The 16,004-nt window shown below is 51.5% G+C and carries 14 protein-coding genes; 10 read left to right on the top strand and 4 right to left on the bottom strand.

Translation table 11 applies throughout. From position 1 onward, the window contains the following. The first annotated feature begins 44 nt into the window (after positions 1-44). From rbfA to rpsO, 3 genes are all read left to right on the top strand, one after another. On the top strand, positions 45-449 hold the full coding sequence (gene rbfA, locus SFA31_RS01255; RefSeq protein WP_322836361.1) for a 30S ribosome-binding factor RbfA: 405 nt from the start codon (positions 45-47) through the stop codon (positions 447-449). Further along, positions 449-1,393 carry a tRNA pseudouridine(55) synthase TruB gene (gene truB, locus SFA31_RS01250; protein ID WP_322836360.1) on the top strand — a complete coding sequence of 315 codons (945 nt, stop codon included), beginning with the start codon at positions 449-451 and terminating at the stop codon, positions 1,391-1,393. The genes rbfA and truB overlap by 1 nt, the downstream gene beginning before the upstream one ends. A 123-nt stretch (positions 1,394-1,516) precedes the next feature. Beyond that, positions 1,517-1,786, top strand: a complete 270-nt coding sequence (rpsO, locus tag SFA31_RS01245) for a 30S ribosomal protein S15 (protein ID WP_138094190.1) — start codon at positions 1,517-1,519, stop codon at positions 1,784-1,786. Here rpsO and SFA31_RS01240 read toward each other — a convergent pair. Then, entirely contained in the window at positions 1,783-1,941 is a 159-nt protein-coding gene (locus SFA31_RS01240; RefSeq protein WP_322836359.1) for a hypothetical protein, read from the bottom strand. The two genes, rpsO and SFA31_RS01240, sit on opposite strands and share 4 nt — an antisense overlap. Positions 1,942-2,140: 199 nt before the next feature. On the opposite strand from SFA31_RS01240, the gene pnp reads away from it, so the two are divergent. The 5 genes from pnp (at position 2,141) to mtr (ending at position 8,632) form a co-directional block, all read left to right on the top strand. After that, complete coding sequence (gene pnp / locus SFA31_RS01235; protein WP_322836358.1) at positions 2,141-4,273, top strand: polyribonucleotide nucleotidyltransferase; 2,133 nt, start codon at positions 2,141-2,143, stop codon at positions 4,271-4,273. 108 nt (positions 4,274-4,381) lie between these two features. Beyond that, positions 4,382-5,266 carry a lipoprotein NlpI gene (gene nlpI / locus SFA31_RS01230; RefSeq protein WP_322836357.1) on the top strand — a complete coding sequence of 295 codons (885 nt, stop codon included), beginning with the start codon at positions 4,382-4,384 and terminating at the stop codon, positions 5,264-5,266. A 104-nt stretch (positions 5,267-5,370) separates the two neighbouring features. Beyond that, entirely contained in the window at positions 5,371-5,451 is an 81-nt protein-coding gene (gene yrbN, locus SFA31_RS01225; protein WP_322839268.1) for a protein YrbN, read from the top strand. Continuing rightward, positions 5,444-7,261, top strand: a complete 1,818-nt coding sequence (locus SFA31_RS01220; protein WP_322836356.1) for a DEAD/DEAH family ATP-dependent RNA helicase — start codon at positions 5,444-5,446, stop codon at positions 7,259-7,261. Before yrbN ends, SFA31_RS01220 begins: the two co-directional genes overlap by 8 nt. Positions 7,262-7,387: 126 nt before the next feature. Then, a complete protein-coding gene (gene mtr / locus SFA31_RS01215; protein ID WP_322836355.1) occupies positions 7,388-8,632 on the top strand; it encodes a tryptophan permease in 1,245 nt (414 codons plus the stop codon). 238 nt (positions 8,633-8,870) lie between these two features. Here mtr and nrdG read toward each other — a convergent pair whose 3' ends face one another. The 3 genes from nrdG to SFA31_RS01200 all read right to left on the bottom strand — a co-directional run bounded on the left by nrdG (position 8,871) and on the right by SFA31_RS01200 (position 12,765). Next, complete coding sequence (gene nrdG / locus SFA31_RS01210) at positions 8,871-9,335, bottom strand: anaerobic ribonucleoside-triphosphate reductase-activating protein (RefSeq protein WP_322836354.1); 465 nt, start codon at positions 9,333-9,335, stop codon at positions 8,871-8,873. A gap of 99 nt (positions 9,336-9,434) precedes the next feature. Then, positions 9,435-11,570, bottom strand: coding sequence for an anaerobic ribonucleoside-triphosphate reductase (nrdD, locus tag SFA31_RS01205; RefSeq protein ID WP_322836353.1), 2,136 nt, complete (start codon positions 11,568-11,570; stop codon positions 9,435-9,437). Between the two features lie 310 nt (positions 11,571-11,880). Continuing rightward, positions 11,881-12,765 (bottom strand): LysR family transcriptional regulator, encoded by an 885-nt coding sequence (locus SFA31_RS01200; RefSeq protein WP_322836352.1) that lies wholly within the window; start codon positions 12,763-12,765, stop codon positions 11,881-11,883. Positions 12,766-12,870: 105 nt separating this feature from the next. Here SFA31_RS01200 and SFA31_RS01195 point away from each other — a divergent pair, with 105 nt between their 5' ends. Both SFA31_RS01195 and SFA31_RS01190 read left to right on the top strand, forming a co-directional pair. Then, complete coding sequence (locus SFA31_RS01195) at positions 12,871-13,434, top strand: NAD(P)H-dependent oxidoreductase (RefSeq protein WP_322836351.1); 564 nt, start codon at positions 12,871-12,873, stop codon at positions 13,432-13,434. A 132-nt stretch (positions 13,435-13,566) separates the two neighbouring features. After that, complete coding sequence (locus tag SFA31_RS01190) at positions 13,567-15,960, top strand: beta-N-acetylhexosaminidase (protein ID WP_322836350.1); 2,394 nt, start codon at positions 13,567-13,569, stop codon at positions 15,958-15,960. Positions 15,961-16,004 lie beyond the last annotated feature (44 nt).

Below are 16,004 nucleotides of genomic sequence, written 5' to 3'. Positions count from 1 at the left end.
ATTTCGGGGGGCTGCGGCCCCCCTCTTTGTCTGGAGAATTTATTATGGCTAAAGAGTTTGGCCGCCCGCAGCGCGTGGCGCAGGAGATGCAAAAAGAGATTGCCATCATCCTGCAGCGCGAAATTAAAGATCCCCGTCTTGGACTAATGACCACCGTTTCTGGCGTAGAGGTTTCTCGCGATTTAGCTTATGCGAAAGTCTTTGTTACCTTCCTTAATGATGATGATGAAGAGGCCGTTAAGTCAGGGCTTAAAGCCCTGCATGATGCCTCAGGTTTTATTCGTTCACTTTTAGGTAAGGCGATGCGTTTGCGTATTGTACCGGAATTGACCTTCTTCTATGACAACTCACTGGTTGAGGGAATGAGGATGTCAAATCTGGTGTCAAATGTCGTGAAGCGCGATGAGGCGCGCCGCGCGGATAGCGACGATAGCGACAAGGAGGAATAATGAGTCGTCCCCGTCGTCGCGGTCGCGATGTACATGGTGTTTTGCTATTGGATAAACCTCAAGGGGCATCTTCAAACGATGTCCTGCAAAAAGTAAAACGCTTATTTCAGGCTAACCGGGCTGGCCATACCGGCGCTTTAGATCCCTTAGCAACCGGGATGCTCCCTATTTGTCTTGGTGAGGCGACAAAGTTTTCACAGTATTTGTTAGATGCGGACAAGCGCTATCGCGTTATCGCCCGGTTGGGGAAACGGACTGACACGTCGGATGCGGATGGGCAGATAGTTCAGGAGCGGGAAGTTAACTTTACGCCCGCCGAACTTGCCGCTGCACTTGACCGGTTTCGTGGAGAGACGCAGCAGGTTCCCTCAATGTTTTCAGCGTTGAAACACCAGGGGCGCCCTCTATATGAGTACGCGCGCCAGGGGATTGAGGTGGCACGAGAGGCGCGTCCTATCGTCGTGTATGAGTTGCTATTTTTGCGCCATGAGGGCGATGAGCTGGAGCTTGAGATCCACTGCTCAAAAGGCACTTATATCCGCACAATTATTGATGATTTAGGTGAAGTGCTGGGCTGTGGCGCGCATGTTTCTATGCTAAGGCGCCTGGCTGTAAGCCGCTATCCCGTAGAGCGTATGGTGACGCTGGCACAGCTTACTGAGCTGGTTGCGGACGCCGAGCGCCAGAGCGTTCCCTCGTCCACACTGCTGGATCCCTTGCTATTACCGATGGATAGCCCGGCGGCCGATTTTCCGGTGGTGAATTTACTGACATCCGTCGCCAGTTATTTCAGGCAAGGCCAGCCGGTGCGCGCTGCGAATGCGCCATTTGAGGGGCTTGTGCGGGTGACCGAAGGCGAGGAGCAGCGGTTTATCGGTATGGGTATCATCGATGATGAAGGGCGCGTCGCGCCGCGTCGCCTGGTTGTGGAGTATCCGCTGTAAGCTATGTGGTCTCCTTGCGATAACCCGTATAGCCAGTTAGAATAGCTCGGTTTTATCTGGGGGTGGCTGAATTAGAGATCGGCACCCTATATTTTTAATATCTACAGTTGTCTGGAGTAAAGAATGTCTCTAAGCGTTGAAGCTAAAGCAAAAATCGTTTCTGAGTTTGGTCGTGATGCTAACGACAGCGGTTCTACTGAAGTACAGGTAGCGCTGCTGACTGCGCAGATCAACCATCTGCAGGGTCACTTTTCGGAGCACAAAAAAGATCACCACAGCCGTCGTGGTCTGCTGCGTATGGTTTCTCAGCGTCGTAAACTGCTCGACTACCTGAAACGTAAAGATGTTGCGCGATACACTAGCCTGATTGAACGTCTGGGCCTGCGTCGCTAATCATTGCGAGTTTCATAAAAAGGGGCCTTTATGGCCCCTTTTTTCAGTAGGGCAGCAGCAATTAACGATAAACTCATGTATTGTTGCTGTTGGACTGGCAGCATATCAGGATTGTCGTAACCTATTACTGGCAACAGTTTTTGCTGTAACAGCATGACCTGTTCATTTGACGTATTAGTACAGCATTCTGAATGTTTAAGAGCGATCTTACTGCAGAGGTTCGCGCGGCTAATGAGAGGCTTTATCCGTAATTACGGGTTAAGGTTGTCATTAGTCGCGAGGATGCGGATAAGATCGGAGTAAAACGCTGCTCGCGCTGTGGGCGGCTATTGTTAAATAAGTAAGGATATAATTTTGCTTAATCCGATCGTTCAAAAATTCCAATATGGTCAGCATACATTAACGCTGGAAACCGGCATGATGGCTCGCCAGGCAACGGCAGCCGTAATGGCCAGCATGGATGACACGGCCGTGTTCGTGACCGTTGTGGGCGCTAAAAAAGCGAAGCCGGGTCAGGACTTCTTTCCGCTGACCGTCAATTATCAAGAGCGTACCTACGCAGCTGGTCGTATTCCGGGGAGCTTTTTCCGCCGTGAAGGCCGTCCTAGCGAAGGTGAAACGCTAACGGCTCGCCTGATTGACCGTCCCATTCGTCCATTATTTCCTGAAGGTTTTGTTAATGAGGTTCAGGTTATCGCAACCGTAGTTTCCGTTAACCCTCAGGTAAACCCGGATATTGTTGCGATGATTGGCGCCTCTGCCGCTCTGTCTTTATCTGGTCTGCCGTTTAATGGCCCCATTGGCGCAGCCCGTGTCGGTTATATCAACGATCAGTATGTATTAAACCCGACGGCAGATGAGTTGAAAAACAGCCGGTTGGATTTAGTGGTTGCTGGTACCGAAGGCGCGGTGCTGATGGTTGAATCTGAAGCCGAGCTTCTGAGCGAAGAACAAATGCTTGGCGCCGTTGTGTTTGGGCATGACCAGCAGCAGGTCGTTATCCAGAATATTAAAGAACTGGTTGCGAAAGCGGGTAAACCGCGTTGGGACTGGCAGCCAGAAGCGGTTGATGAAGCCTTGAACGCACGCGTTGCCGCACTTGCGCAAGCGCGCCTTAGCGACGCCTACCGCATTACAGACAAGCAGGAGCGCTATGCTCAGGTTGACGCTATCAAAGCGGAAACTATTGCTGCACTGCAGGCTGAACAGCCGGAAGATGCGCAACTGGATGAAAATGAGCTGGGTGATATTCTGCACGCGATTGAAAAAAATGTGGTGCGTTCTCGCGTATTGGCTGGTGAACCGCGCATCGATGGCCGTGAAAAAGATATGATTCGCGGTCTGGATGTACGCACCGGCGTACTGCCGCGTACACACGGTTCGGCGCTGTTTACCCGCGGTGAAACGCAGGCGCTGGTAACCGCAACTCTGGGTACCGCGCGCGATGCACAGACACTGGATGAATTAATGGGTGAGCGTACTGATAGCTTCCTGTTCCACTATAACTTCCCTCCGTATTCTGTAGGGGAAACGGGTATGGTTGGTTCGCCTAAGCGTCGTGAAATTGGTCATGGTCGCCTGGCGAAGCGCGGCGTACTTGCCGTGATGCCGGATGCCGATCGCTTCCCGTATACGGTGCGCGTGGTCTCTGAAATTACCGAATCTAACGGTTCGTCATCTATGGCTTCTGTTTGCGGTGCCTCTCTGGCGCTGATGGACGCAGGTGTGCCAATTAAAGCGGCCGTTGCTGGTATCGCCATGGGGCTGGTAAAAGAAGGCGACAATTATGTGGTTCTGTCCGATATTCTGGGTGATGAAGACCACTTAGGCGATATGGACTTTAAAGTTGCCGGTTCCCGCGATGGTATCTCTGCGCTGCAGATGGATATCAAGATAGAAGGCATCACGCGTGAAATTATGCAGGTGGCTTTGAACCAGGCAAAAGGTGCTCGTTTGCATATTCTGGGCGTGATGGAGCAGGCTATCAATGCGCCGCGTGGGGATATCTCCGAATTCGCGCCGCGCATCCACACTATCAAGATTAACCCTGATAAGATCAAAGACGTTATCGGTAAAGGCGGTTCTGTCATCCGTGCCCTGACTGAAGAAACCGGTACGACAATTGAAATTGAAGATGACGGTACTGTGAAGATTGCAGCGACCGACGGAGAAAAAGCGAAATTCGCGATTCGTCGTATCGAAGAGATCACCGCTGAAGTTGAAGTCGGGCGTATCTATAATGGTAAAGTCACTCGCATCGTAGACTTTGGCGCATTTGTTGCTATTGGCGGCGGCAAAGAAGGCTTGGTGCATATTTCTCAGATTGCGGATAAGCGCGTTGAGAAGGTCACTGACTACTTGCAGTTAGGCCAGGAAACGCCGGTTAAGGTGCTGGAAGTTGACCGTCAGGGACGTATCCGTTTGAGTATCAAGGAAGCGGTGGAGTCAGCTCCTGCTGCAGCGCCTGCTGAGCCTGAAGCTGAGTAACACGTTGACGAAGACTTCCCTTTGCGGGAAGTCTTTCTACGTCAGCTTAATACTCTTATCGCAACCGGTGACAGGACGTCATTCAATCGTTGTCTTCGGGAGTAGGAAATGAAGCCTTTTTTGCGCTGGTGTCTCGTTGCGACGGCACTGACGTTGGCAGGATGCGGCAACTCTGCATGGCGTAAGAATGAAGTTCTGGCCGTACCATTGCAGCCGACCCTCCAGCAGGAGGTGATTCTGGCGCGTATGGAACAGATTCTCGCCAGTCGGGCTTTAACCGATGATGAACGCGCTCAGCTTTTATATGAGCGCGGAGTGTTGTATGATAGTCTTGGTTTGCGAGCACTGGCGCGAAATGATTTTTCACAAGCGCTGGCGATTCGCCCAGATATGCCTGAGGTTTTCAATTACTTAGGCATTTATTTAACGCAGGCAGGCAACTTTGATGCTGCCTATGAAGCGTTTGATTCTGTACTTGAGCTTGATCCAACTTATAACTACGCGCATTTAAATCGCGGTATCGCTCTCTATTACGGAGGCCGTTACCGGTTAGCGCAAGATGATCTGCTGGCGTTTTATCAAGACGATCTCAATGATCCTTTCCGATGCCTGTGGCTCTGGCTTGCTGAAAGCAAGCTAAATGAGAAACAGGCGAAGATGCTGCTTCAGCAGCGTTATGACAAATCGGATAAGTCGCAGTGGGGATGGAACATCGTCGAATTCTACCTTGGCCATATCAGCGAAAACACGCTGATGGATCGCCTGAAGGCAGACGCAACGGATAACACTTCGCTCGCTGAACATCTCAGTGAAACCAACTTCTATTTAGGTAAGTACTACCTAAGTCTGGGGGATAAGAACAGTGCTACGGCGCTGTTTAAGTTAGCGGTCGCCAACAACGTACATAACTTCGTTGAGCACCGTTATGCATTGTTGGAGTTAGCGCTCTTGGGCCAGGGGCAAGATGACCTGGCAGAATCGGACCAGCAATAGCTGACGAACATTTTCAGCCCATAACTTTTGTAAGTCATCATCTTTACGGGTGAGGGCGTTTTTGTTTGTTAATCCATCTAATTTGAGCCGGTTCACACTTTTTAATGAAAATTGCCGAATATTTTCATATTGAGTTATGTAGACTGGCCGCCAAGAATATTGAGGCACACGTACTACATGGCTGATATCGAAACCACTTTCGCCGATCTGGGTCTGAAAACCTCCATCCTTACCGCTCTGAATGATTTGGGCTATGAAAAGCCCTCTCCGATTCAGGCCGCCTGTATTCCACATTTACTGGAAGGGCGAGATGTACTGGGTATGGCACAGACCGGTAGTGGCAAAACGGCGGCGTTCTCTTTGCCGCTGCTGAATAATATCGACCCGGATCTGCGCGCACCGCAGCTTCTGGTGCTGGCGCCGACGCGTGAACTAGCCGTTCAGGTCGCTGAGGCGTGCAACGATTTCTCTAAACATATGCGCGGTGTACAGGTGGTGGCGCTTTATGGCGGCCAGCGTTATGACGTACAGCTACGCGCGCTGCGTCAGGGTCCACAAATCGTTGTGGGAACACCGGGTCGTCTGCTTGATCATCTGAAACGCGGAACGCTGGATCTCTCTAATCTGAGCGGTCTGGTATTGGATGAAGCCGATGAAATGCTGCGCATGGGCTTCATTGAAGATGTTGAAAACATCATGGCGCAAATCCCTGAGGGGCATCAAACTGCGCTATTTTCCGCAACGATGCCGGAAGCTATCCGCCGTATCACTCGTCGCTTTATGAAGGATCCGCAAGAAGTGCGCATCCAGACGAGTATCAATACGCGCCCTGATATCAGCCAGAGTTACTGGACTGTCTGGGGAATGCGTAAAAATGAAGCGCTGGTGCGTTTCCTCGAAGCAGAAGATTTTGATGCGGCAATTATTTTTGTGCGCACTAAAAACGCGACGCTGGAAGTGGCGGAAGCGCTGGAACGTAATGGTTACAACAGCGCCGCATTAAACGGCTATATGAACCAGGCGCTGCGTGAGCAGACGCTGGAACGCTTAAAAAATGGGCGTCTGGATATTCTGATTGCTACCGATGTTGCTGCACGCGGCCTGGATGTTGATCGCATCAGCCTGGTCGTTAACTACGATATCCCGATGGATGCCGAATCCTACGTTCACCGTATTGGGCGTACCGGCCGTGCGGGGCGCGCCGGGCGTGCACTTCTGTTCGTCGAGAACCGTGAGCGCCGGCTGCTGCGCAATATCGAGCGTACAATGAAGCTAACCATCCCTGAGGTCGAGCTGCCAAACGCAGAACTGCTGAGTCAGCGCCGTCTGGCAAAATTTGCCGGTCGCGTCCAGCAGCAGCTTGAAAGCAGCGATCTGGAGCAATATCGCGCTCTGCTGGCGAAGATCCAGCCAGAAGGCGAGTCTGAAATGGAGATGCTGGCTGCCGCGCTGCTGAAAATGGCGCAGGGCGAACGCACTCTTATTCTGCCGCCGGATCCGGTAGTTGAGCGTCGTCCGCGCCGTGAGTTCCGCGAGCGTGATGAGAGCCAGAATCGCAGCGAGCGCCCGCGTCGTGAGCGTCGCAGCGCTGGTGAAATGGAATTGTACCGTATTGAAGTAGGTCGCGATGATGGCGTGGAAGTTCGCCACATCGTTGGCGCCATCGCCAACGAAGGGGATATCAGCAGCCGTTACATTGGTAATATCAAGCTGTTTGCTTCCCATTCGACAATCGAGCTACCGAAAGGTATGCCAGGCGATGTGTTACAGCATTTCACTCGTACGCGTATTCTGAATAAACCGATGAATATGCAACTATTGGGTGATGCACAGCCGCGTGGCGAACGTCGCAGCGGTGGGGGACGTAACTTCAGTAATAACGAGCGTCGCGGCGGCGGTGAAGGTCGTCGTTTTTCCGGTGAGCGCCGCGAAGGCGGCCGTGGTCCGCGTCGGGACGATAACAGCACCGGCCGTCGACGTTTTGGCGATGCCTAATCGGTTGTAACGTTTATGGTACAAAACCCCGATCGTTGATTGGGGTTTTTTTTATCCCTTTTGTACTCATGTACTGGTACAATATTGCACTTCGCCCAATTATTATTACTTTAAGGATATTTGTTTATGTCAGCTTACTGCGTGCCTCGTCCTAATCCTTCGATATTAGGGGGCGTAATGATTATCGGTGGAACCATCATTGGGGCAGGAATGTTCTCTTTACCGGTCGTCATGTCAGGCGCGTGGTTTTTTTGGTCTCTGGCTGCCCTGATTTTCACGTGGTTTTGCATGTTGCATTCCGGTTTAATGATTCTGGAAGCGAATTTAAATTATACGCCGGGCGCCAGTTTTGACACGATGACGCGCGATCTGCTAGGGCGTAACTGGAATGTCATTAACGGCATTTCGATCGCATTTGTGCTGTATATTCTTACCTATGCTTATATTTCAGCCAGCGGCTCTATTTTGCATCACACCCTGCATGAGCTGGCATTTGGTATCCCTGCTCGTCTTGCTGGAACCCTGTTTGCGCTGTTAGTGGCCATCATTGTCTGGATTAGCACCAAAGCCGTAAGCCGCATGACTGCGGTTGTTCTTGGCGCGAAGGTGATTACATTTTTTCTAACCTTTGGCAGCCTGCTAAGTCATGTGAAACCTGCCACGCTATTTAACCTCACTGAAGTAAATCCACAGTACTCTCCCTATCTCCTGATGACGCTGCCTTTTTGCCTGGCGTCTTTTGGCTATCACGGCAATGTACCTAGCCTGATGAAGTATTATGGCCGCGAGCCGCGTACCATTATCCGCTGCCTGTTTTGGGGGACACTCATGGCGCTGGGGCTCTATATCATCTGGTTGCTGGGCACAATGGGAAACCTGCCGCGCCGTGATTTTATTGCCATAGCCCAAAAGGGCGGCAATATCGATGTGTTGGTGCAGTCGCTCAGCGGCGTCCTACACAGCCGATCGCTTAATGTGCTGCTAATTGTTTTTTCGAACTTTGCCGTCGCCAGTTCGTTCCTGGGTGTAACGCTCGGGTTATTTGATTACCTTGCCGATCTGTTTGGCTTTGATGATTCTGCTCTGGGGCGCCTGAAAACCGCGTCTATCACTTTTCTCCCGCCGGTAATTGGCGGGCTACTGTGGCCTAACGGCTTCCTCTATGCGATTGGTTATGCCGGGTTAGCCGCCACAGTGTGGGCCGCAATAGTTCCTGCGCTATTAGCCCGGGCTTCCCGTCGCCGTTTTGGCAGCCCGCGCTATCGGGTATGGGGTGGAAAAGGGATGCTGCTACTAATTCTCATCTTTGGCATTGGCAATGCATTGGTGCACGTGCTGTCCAGCCTGAATATGCTGCCTGTTTATCAATAATGGAACACTCGCAGTAACTTTCAGCGGTAAGGGTAATCGGCGGTCGGTGTGTGAGCTTATCCGGGAAACGAAGCGTTATGGGCAGGGATGCTTTCAGGCAAACCGCGGGATTAACTTACCGCGTGCGGCATGTAATAAATAAGTAAAGCGTTTACACTGCGGGAGAACAATCTGAATAAAAGAGGGGATTCCCGCAGGGTGTACCGTACGCGCCGGAGCCAGTTCCAGGTAGAGAACATCAGTGTAAATGGTGAATTACCTGATTGCTGCTGCCGCGCCAGATAAGTGAGGGATTTTTTAGATCCTGCATAAACTTCCCGTCTATGAGGACATTGATGTACTCCAGAACCTGTAATTGTTCTGAATTAAGTTCATCCAGACGATAGCCTGTCCATACCCAAATATCTTTACCAACGCATTCCGCGCGTACGCGCTGCACCAATCGCAAAATAGCGGGAACGTTTTGCGGATGCAGCGGATCGCCACCGGATAAGGATAATCCCTGGCGTTTGATGCGCGTATCATTCAAATCGGCAATGATCCGATCTGCCACTGCGTCGGTAAAAGGTTTGCCTGAATTAACTCGCCAGGTGCTTTTGTTGTAGCATCCTGGGCATTCGTGAACACAGCCCGAGACAAACAGCGTACAGCGGGTTCCCGGCCCATTGATAACGTCGACCGGATAATATTGATGATAGTTCATATTCGCTCCTTTCCCTTTCTCACAAAGCGTCGGGACGATTTAGCAGCCTGCTCCCGGTGGTATATCCTAAGCCCGAGAGCCTGCTTTTTATCGGGAGGGTTATCCCAGTTGCCCGTTATCCATGTGCTTCACGCGACGCTTAACTTCTTCTTGTTTACCTGCGTTAAAAGGCCGGGCATCCGGGCTACCGAGATAGCCGCACACGCGGCGCGTGACTGAAACACGCGAAGCATCGTGATTACCGCACTTAGGGCAGGTGAAACCTTTACTGGTACATTCGAATTCGCCGGTAAAACCGCACTCGTAGCATTCATCAATAGGCGTATTGGTTCCGTAATACGGCACGTGCTGATAGCTATAGTCCCAAACATCTTCCAGCGCTTTGAGGTTATGCTGGAGATTAGGATATTCGCCGTAACAGATAAAACCGCCATTCGCGAGTGGAGGATAGGACGCCTCAAAATCCAGCTTATCGTAAGGGTTCACCTTTTTCTCAACGTCCAAATGGAAGCTGTTAGTGTAGTAGCCTTTTTCGGTTACGCCGGGAATAACGCCGAACTCTGAGGTATCAAGGCGACAGAAACGATCGCACAGATTTTCGCTGGGCGTGCTGTAAAGGCTGAAACCGTAACCGGTTTCCTCTTTCCAGGCTTCAACTGCATCACGCAATCGTTTGACGATAGCCAGCGCTTTATTGCGCAGCGTCGCGTTATCGAAAACGTGCTGCCCGCCATAAAGGGCATTGATAGTTTCATGAATGCCAATATAGCCCAGAGAGATAGACGCTCTGCCATTCTTAAAAATATCCGCTATGTTATCATCAGGTTGTAGCCGCACGCCGCAGGCACCTTCCATATACAGGATCGGCGCTACGCGCGCTTTTACGCCTTCCAGCCTTGCGATACGCGTCATCAATGCTTTTTTCGCCAGGCGTAAACGTTCATCCAGCAGCGTATAAAACCGTTGTTCATCGCCTTTAGATTCTATCGCGATGCGCGGCAAATTAAGGCTAATCACACCGATATTGTTACGCCCATCGTGGATTTGCTCGCCGTTTTCCTCATATACACCCAGGAAGCTTCGACAGCCCATCGGGGTTTTAAACGATCCCGTCACTTTTACAACCTGGTCATAATTCAGGATATCCGGGTACATACGCTTACTGGCGCATTCCAGGGCCAGTTGCTTGATATCGTAATTTGGATCGCCCAGTTTATGATTCAGGCCATCCCGAATAGCGAATACCAGCTTGGGGAAAACGGCGGTTTTACGGTTTTTCCCAAGCCCTGCGATGCGATTCCGTAAAATAGAGGTTTGAATGAGGCGCGATTCCCAGCTGGTACCCAGCCCAAATCCAAACGTTACGAACGGCGTTTGGCCATTCGCGGTGTGCAGCGTATTGACTTCGTACTCCAGTGACTGAAAAGCGTCGTAGCACTCTTTTTCTGTACGCGAGCGCGCATACTCTTCTGCGTTAGGAATTTCCCATTGGGCAGCGATCTCCCGATGTTTGTTAAAGCTCGCGCTCACGAAGGGCGCCAGAACTTCATCAATACGGTTGATAGTCGTGCCGCCATATATATGGCTTGCTACCTGAGCGATAATTTGCGCGGTAACCGCCGTCGCCGTTGAGATAGATTTTGGCGGCTCAATTTCTGCATTGCCCATTTTGAAGCCGTGGGTAAGCATCCCTTTTAAATCAATAAGCATGCAGTTAAACATGGGGAAGAACGGCGCGTAATCGAGATCGTGATAATGGATCTCTCCGCGTTCGTGCGCCTGCACGACGTCACGCGGCAGCATATGCTGGCGTGCATAGTGCTTGGCGACGATACCGGCTAGCAGATCGCGCTGCGTGGGAATCACTTTACTATCTTTATTGGCGTTTTCATTGAGTAACGCGGCATTTGTTTGCTCAACCAGACCGCGGATTTCCTGATTCAGACGCCCGCGTTTTTCGCGCGCAAGGTCTCTGTCGTGGCGATATTCAATATAAGCGCGCGCCAGGTTTTTGTACGGGCCAGCCATAAGCTGGTTTTCAACGGCGATTTGGATATCGTTGATATCTACCTGTTCCTTGTCCTGCATTTGGCTGCTGACGATTTCCGAGACGGTCGCACAGTAATCGGCATCCTCGATACCTGCGGCTTTAGCGGCGCGAAGTATCGCTTCTTTAATGCGCTCAGGAGCGAAAAACACTTTACATCCGTCCCGTTTCATCACGTGCGGCGTCATAATTTCTCCGTTAAATACAGATTATTTACAGCGGGCCAAATCTGCCTTCGTACATTTACTAAGTGCAATTAGTCACTTACTTACGCTAACGCAGGTTATCTACGTCTCATTCCTGGGTAAGTAACGCGATACGGCAGAGCAACGCTGATAAGTACAATATGTTGGGTTTTTATATATTCTAGTGTCTACATATAGTGATTGCCATCAAAGATGTTTACTGTTTTTTTGATTCAGAACAAAGTAAATCCTGTGTGCCTTAAGCGACGGGGGCTGAATAAAAAGATTAGAAAATACTGAAAAAACTGACCGGTTATTTTTTAAAATTTTCGAGTAAAAAGTCGACAAAGACGCGGGTGCGCGGTGCCAGTTTATGCCCCGCGTATTTCACCCACATTGTTCGCGGGGCGGCCCAGTAATTTTGCAAAACGGGCGTCATTGCCTCCTGGCGAAACAACGATTCCAGATACCAGTCGGATAAGCACACAATTCCCATGCCATTGAGCGCAGCGTCGAGTAGAGCGTCAGGATGGTTACTGATAAGCCAGGGCTCGGGTAGTTCATCTTCCGTTTCCCGGCTCAGCCAGGGTTGGAGCCGCCCGGTATCGGCGTTACGAAATCTCAGGCAGCGGTGCTTCGCTAAATCGGCTGGCGTTTGCGGAGCGCCATATTGCGCTAAATAGGCCGGCGAGGCGGCGATGAGCATACGCGTCGACTGAATTTCACGCATGACAATACGGTTTCCGCTGGAGGTCTGCATGCCAATGGCAACATCGATACGATCGCCTGGCAGGTTTACCGGGCGAGGTTCCAGCGACAAATCCAGACGCACCAGCGGCCAGCGGCGCTGGAACTCATTAAGGAGAGGCAAAAGGCGATATCGAGCGAAACCGGGGATTACGCTCACGCGAACTACGCCAGTGGGTACCGTATCGTGTGGATTTTCCAGCGTCTGTTCCAGTGCCCGCCAGAGCGGCGCGATTTGATCGCGCAGGCGCATGCCCTCCTCGGTCAGAACGACATAGTGCGTATTACGTCGAAACAGCACCATATTGAGGCGTTGTTCCAGCCGGCGCACATTTTTACTCACGGCGGCGGGCGTAATGCCAAGCTGGCGCGCCGCGGCGGAAAAATTTTGGCAGTCTGCCGCAGCTAAAAATGTAGGAAGCAGCCGGTGGAAATCCGTTGTCGTAAACATGCTTTAACTCTTAGTTGAAACAGATGTAACAATGCTGATACTACAGGTTGGCCTTGGAAAGTGGAATGATAAGCACATCGTTTATCGACAATAATGGAGTTTTTTATGAATCGTATTCTGGTGTTATCTGGCCATCAGGACCTTGCGCATTCCCACATTAGCGCTGCCGCTATCGAAGCATTTCGGGGGCTAGAGAATGTGCACGTTCACGAACTAGCGCGTGAGTATCCGGATTTCTCCATTGATGTGAAACGTGAGCAACGTTTGCTGACAGAACACGATATTGTTGTGATGCTATTTCCGTTCTGGTGGTATAGCACGCCTGCAATCCTTAAAGAATGGCAGGACAAAGTACTGGAGCACGGCTTTGCCTACGGCAGCACGGGAGACCGGCTTCACGGGAAACCTTTTATGTTGATGATCTCGACAGGGGGAGATGAACAGGCTTATTCGGCGTCGGGATATAACCACTGGCCGATTGAGGATTTTTTCCTGCCGTTTAAAGCGATGGTGAACCTGACTGGCATGGTGTGGCAACACCCTTCGCTTATCCAGGGGGCCAATCATTTGACCGATGAAAAATTATCTGGAGGAATTGCTCAGTGGATGGCGCGTTTACAGCAACTTAGTACGCTGGCGCTGCCGGTAATAGAATGCGCTAACGTGTGATCGCTATCGCGCCCTTAAGGATAGACCGCCAGATTCGGTGCAGGATGTGCGTTTACACTTGCTCTGTTTTTTTTCTCATGTTAACCAAGGGAGCTTTTATCTCCGCTTGCCGTTTTACAGAAGGAAATTGGAATGAGAAAAACAGCGCGCTGTATCGTTCTGGGGGCAGGGCTAATCGTCAGCCTGTCAGTTCAGGCCGCGCCCGCCGGAGATTTACCGTTAATGCCATGGCCGCAGCGCGTTGAGCGCCTCTCCGGTGAAGGATATCTGCCGCTTAGCAATGAAATCTCAATCAGGGTGCAGGGCGACAGAATGCCCGATACGCTTGATTTGTGGCGTGAGCGTATCGCCAGGCAAACGGGATGGGTATTAAAACCGCAGTCGGATGAGCCGCAGCGGCCCACAATAAACATCATTATTGAACAAAAAGTGGATGCGTTACCGCAGCCTGACAGCGATGAGAGCTACCGTCTTAGCGTTACGGCAGAAGGCGTAAAGTTACAGGCGAAAACCCGCTTCGGCGCTATACGCGGTATGGAAACGCTGTTGCAACTGATCCGGGCCGATGCGCAGCAGGTAGCGATACCTTTTGTCTCTATCGAAGATGCGCCTCGGTTTTCATGGCGCGGGTTACTCCTTGATTCTGCACGCCATTTTATTCCGGTTGATGATATCTTACGCCAGATTGATGGGATGGCGGCGGCAAAGCTCAATGTCCTTCACTGGCATCTGACTGACGATCAGGGATGGCGTTTCGCTTCGACACATTATCCTCGCCTTCAGCACGCGGCGAGCGATGAGCAGTTTTATACCCAGGCGCAAATGCGCGAGGTTGTCCGCTACGCGGCCCAGCGCGGTATTCGCGTTGTGCCAGAAATCGATATGCCCGGCCACGCCTCGGCGATAGCCGTGGCCTATCCCGAAATTATGAGCGCGCCAGGGCCTTATTCAATGGCACGCGAATGGGGCGTACTGAAACCCGTACTTGATCCTACGCGTCAGGTGACCTGGGAGTTCGTCAATGTGTTGATTGAAGAGGTCACTTCTATTTTTCCCGATCCGTGGATCCATATCGGCGGTGATGAAGTGGATACTACGCAGTGGGACACTAACCCGAACATTCAGGCATTTATGCACCAGCATAAACTCAAAAACGGTAAAGCGTTACAGGCCTGGTTTAATCAGCGTCTGGAAAAAGTGCTGGAAAAGCATCAGCGTCGGATGATGGGGTGGGATGAAATACTCAATCCGTCATTACCGAAAACCATCCTCATACAGTCATGGCAAGGGCAGGATACTCTGGGAAAAATAGTGGGGGCTGGCTATCAGGGAATTCTTTCCGCTGGGTTCTATGTGGATCAACCGCAATCAACGGCGTACCACTATCGGAATGAGGTTTTACCTACAACTCAGCCGGACACATCCCCGCCCGGGAAAGCGGAAAGCGCGCAAAGTTGGCATTTTACTATGCCGAGGCTCAAGGGCGACCCGATTGAGGGAAGCTTTACGCTGATTGCCGGGCGTAACGGCCAATGGCGCGGGTTTATTGATTTTCAGGGGAAACCGCGCCGCGCTGTGCGAGATATTCGCTGGTTGGATAGCCGGCAGGTGACATTTAGCGTAGATACCTGGATGGGCGACACCCGACCGGTCGTCTCTGTGAAAAGCAGCGAATTAAGCGGTTACTTTTTAGTAGGCAATACGCGTTATCCCGTTAGCGGCAAAAAGTTGTCGAAAGTGCCGGCAGCGCTAAAAGTAGCGGAGCCGGGTAAAAACAGTGAACGCCAGATACTGGGAGGGGAAGCGGCGCTGTGGTCGGAAAATGTAGTGGCGCCGCTGATGGATATTAAACTGTGGCCGCGCATGTTTGCCGTTGCCGAGCGGCTATGGTCAGCTCAGGATGTCAATGATGTCGACAATATGTATCAGCGGCTGGACAGCGTAGACGCTTGGTCTACCTATTCCGTTGGCTTGCAGCAGCATATGCAGAGCCTGGGGCAAATGATGCGCCTGGCGGGAAGCAGTGAGGTGTTGCCGCTGCAAATATTCTCTCAGGCGCTGGAGCCTGCGCAATATTACACGCGCCAGCACTTAAAATACCGCGCCGGCAATTATCATCAGTTCGAACCGCTTAACCGTCTGGCCGATGTGCTGCCGGCGGAAAGCCTCACGGTACGTCAGATGGATAAATGGGTTGATGCGCTAATAGCCTCTCCAAAAGAGGGGCAAAACGCCGCTGAATTACACCATCTGTTTCGTCGCTGGCAGCGAAATACGGAAGATGTGCTGTCGATAATTGATGGCAACTATCGTCTTAAAGCGTTAAGACCGGTAGCTGAAGACGTGGAGTGGCTGGCGGAATTAGGTATTCGTCTTACCGAGCTAGTGGCGAAGCAAGGGAAGCTAAGCGACACAGAGCGCCAAAACTGGCAGAAAAAACTGGATGACGCCGCACTCGTGCGGGATGAAGTTGTCATTACCGCAGTGTATCCGCTGGAAAAATTGCTGCGCGCCAGCGCTCGCTAACGCGCAGGCGTTGCGCAATGCGCCGCGGCGACATAGCCGCGGCG

It is taken from the genome of Erwinia sp. HR93 (assembly GCF_034555055.1).
GTDB lineage: Bacteria > Pseudomonadota > Gammaproteobacteria > Enterobacterales > Enterobacteriaceae > Apirhabdus > Apirhabdus apintestini.
Note: the sequence above shows the minus strand (reverse complement) of the source record. Positions and strands in the feature narration are given on the sequence as shown.

Bases quoted from the DNA above. Each gene is read 5' to 3' on its own strand.
- rbfA (WP_322836361.1), top strand. From the start codon at position 45: ATGGCTAAAGAGTTTGGCCGCCCGCAGCGCGTGGCGCAGGAGATGCAA.
- truB (WP_322836360.1), top strand. From the start codon at position 449: ATGAGTCGTCCCCGTCGTCGCGGTCGCGATGTACATGGTGTTTTGCTA.
- rpsO (WP_138094190.1), top strand. From the start codon at position 1,517: ATGTCTCTAAGCGTTGAAGCTAAAGCAAAAATCGTTTCTGAGTTTGGT.
- SFA31_RS01240 (WP_322836359.1), bottom strand. From the start codon at position 1,941: ATGCTGTTACAGCAAAAACTGTTGCCAGTAATAGGTTACGACAATCCT.
- nlpI (WP_322836357.1), top strand. From the start codon at position 4,382: ATGAAGCCTTTTTTGCGCTGGTGTCTCGTTGCGACGGCACTGACGTTG.
- yrbN (WP_322839268.1), top strand. From the start codon at position 5,371: ATGAAAATTGCCGAATATTTTCATATTGAGTTATGTAGACTGGCCGCC.
- SFA31_RS01220 (WP_322836356.1), top strand. From the start codon at position 5,444: ATGGCTGATATCGAAACCACTTTCGCCGATCTGGGTCTGAAAACCTCC.
- mtr (WP_322836355.1), top strand. From the start codon at position 7,388: ATGTCAGCTTACTGCGTGCCTCGTCCTAATCCTTCGATATTAGGGGGC.
- nrdG (WP_322836354.1), bottom strand. From the start codon at position 9,335: ATGAACTATCATCAATATTATCCGGTCGACGTTATCAATGGGCCGGGA.
- nrdD (WP_322836353.1), bottom strand. From the start codon at position 11,570: ATGACGCCGCACGTGATGAAACGGGACGGATGTAAAGTGTTTTTCGCT.
- SFA31_RS01200 (WP_322836352.1), bottom strand. From the start codon at position 12,765: ATGTTTACGACAACGGATTTCCACCGGCTGCTTCCTACATTTTTAGCT.
- SFA31_RS01195 (WP_322836351.1), top strand. From the start codon at position 12,871: ATGAATCGTATTCTGGTGTTATCTGGCCATCAGGACCTTGCGCATTCC.
- SFA31_RS01190 (WP_322836350.1), top strand. From the start codon at position 13,567: ATGAGAAAAACAGCGCGCTGTATCGTTCTGGGGGCAGGGCTAATCGTC.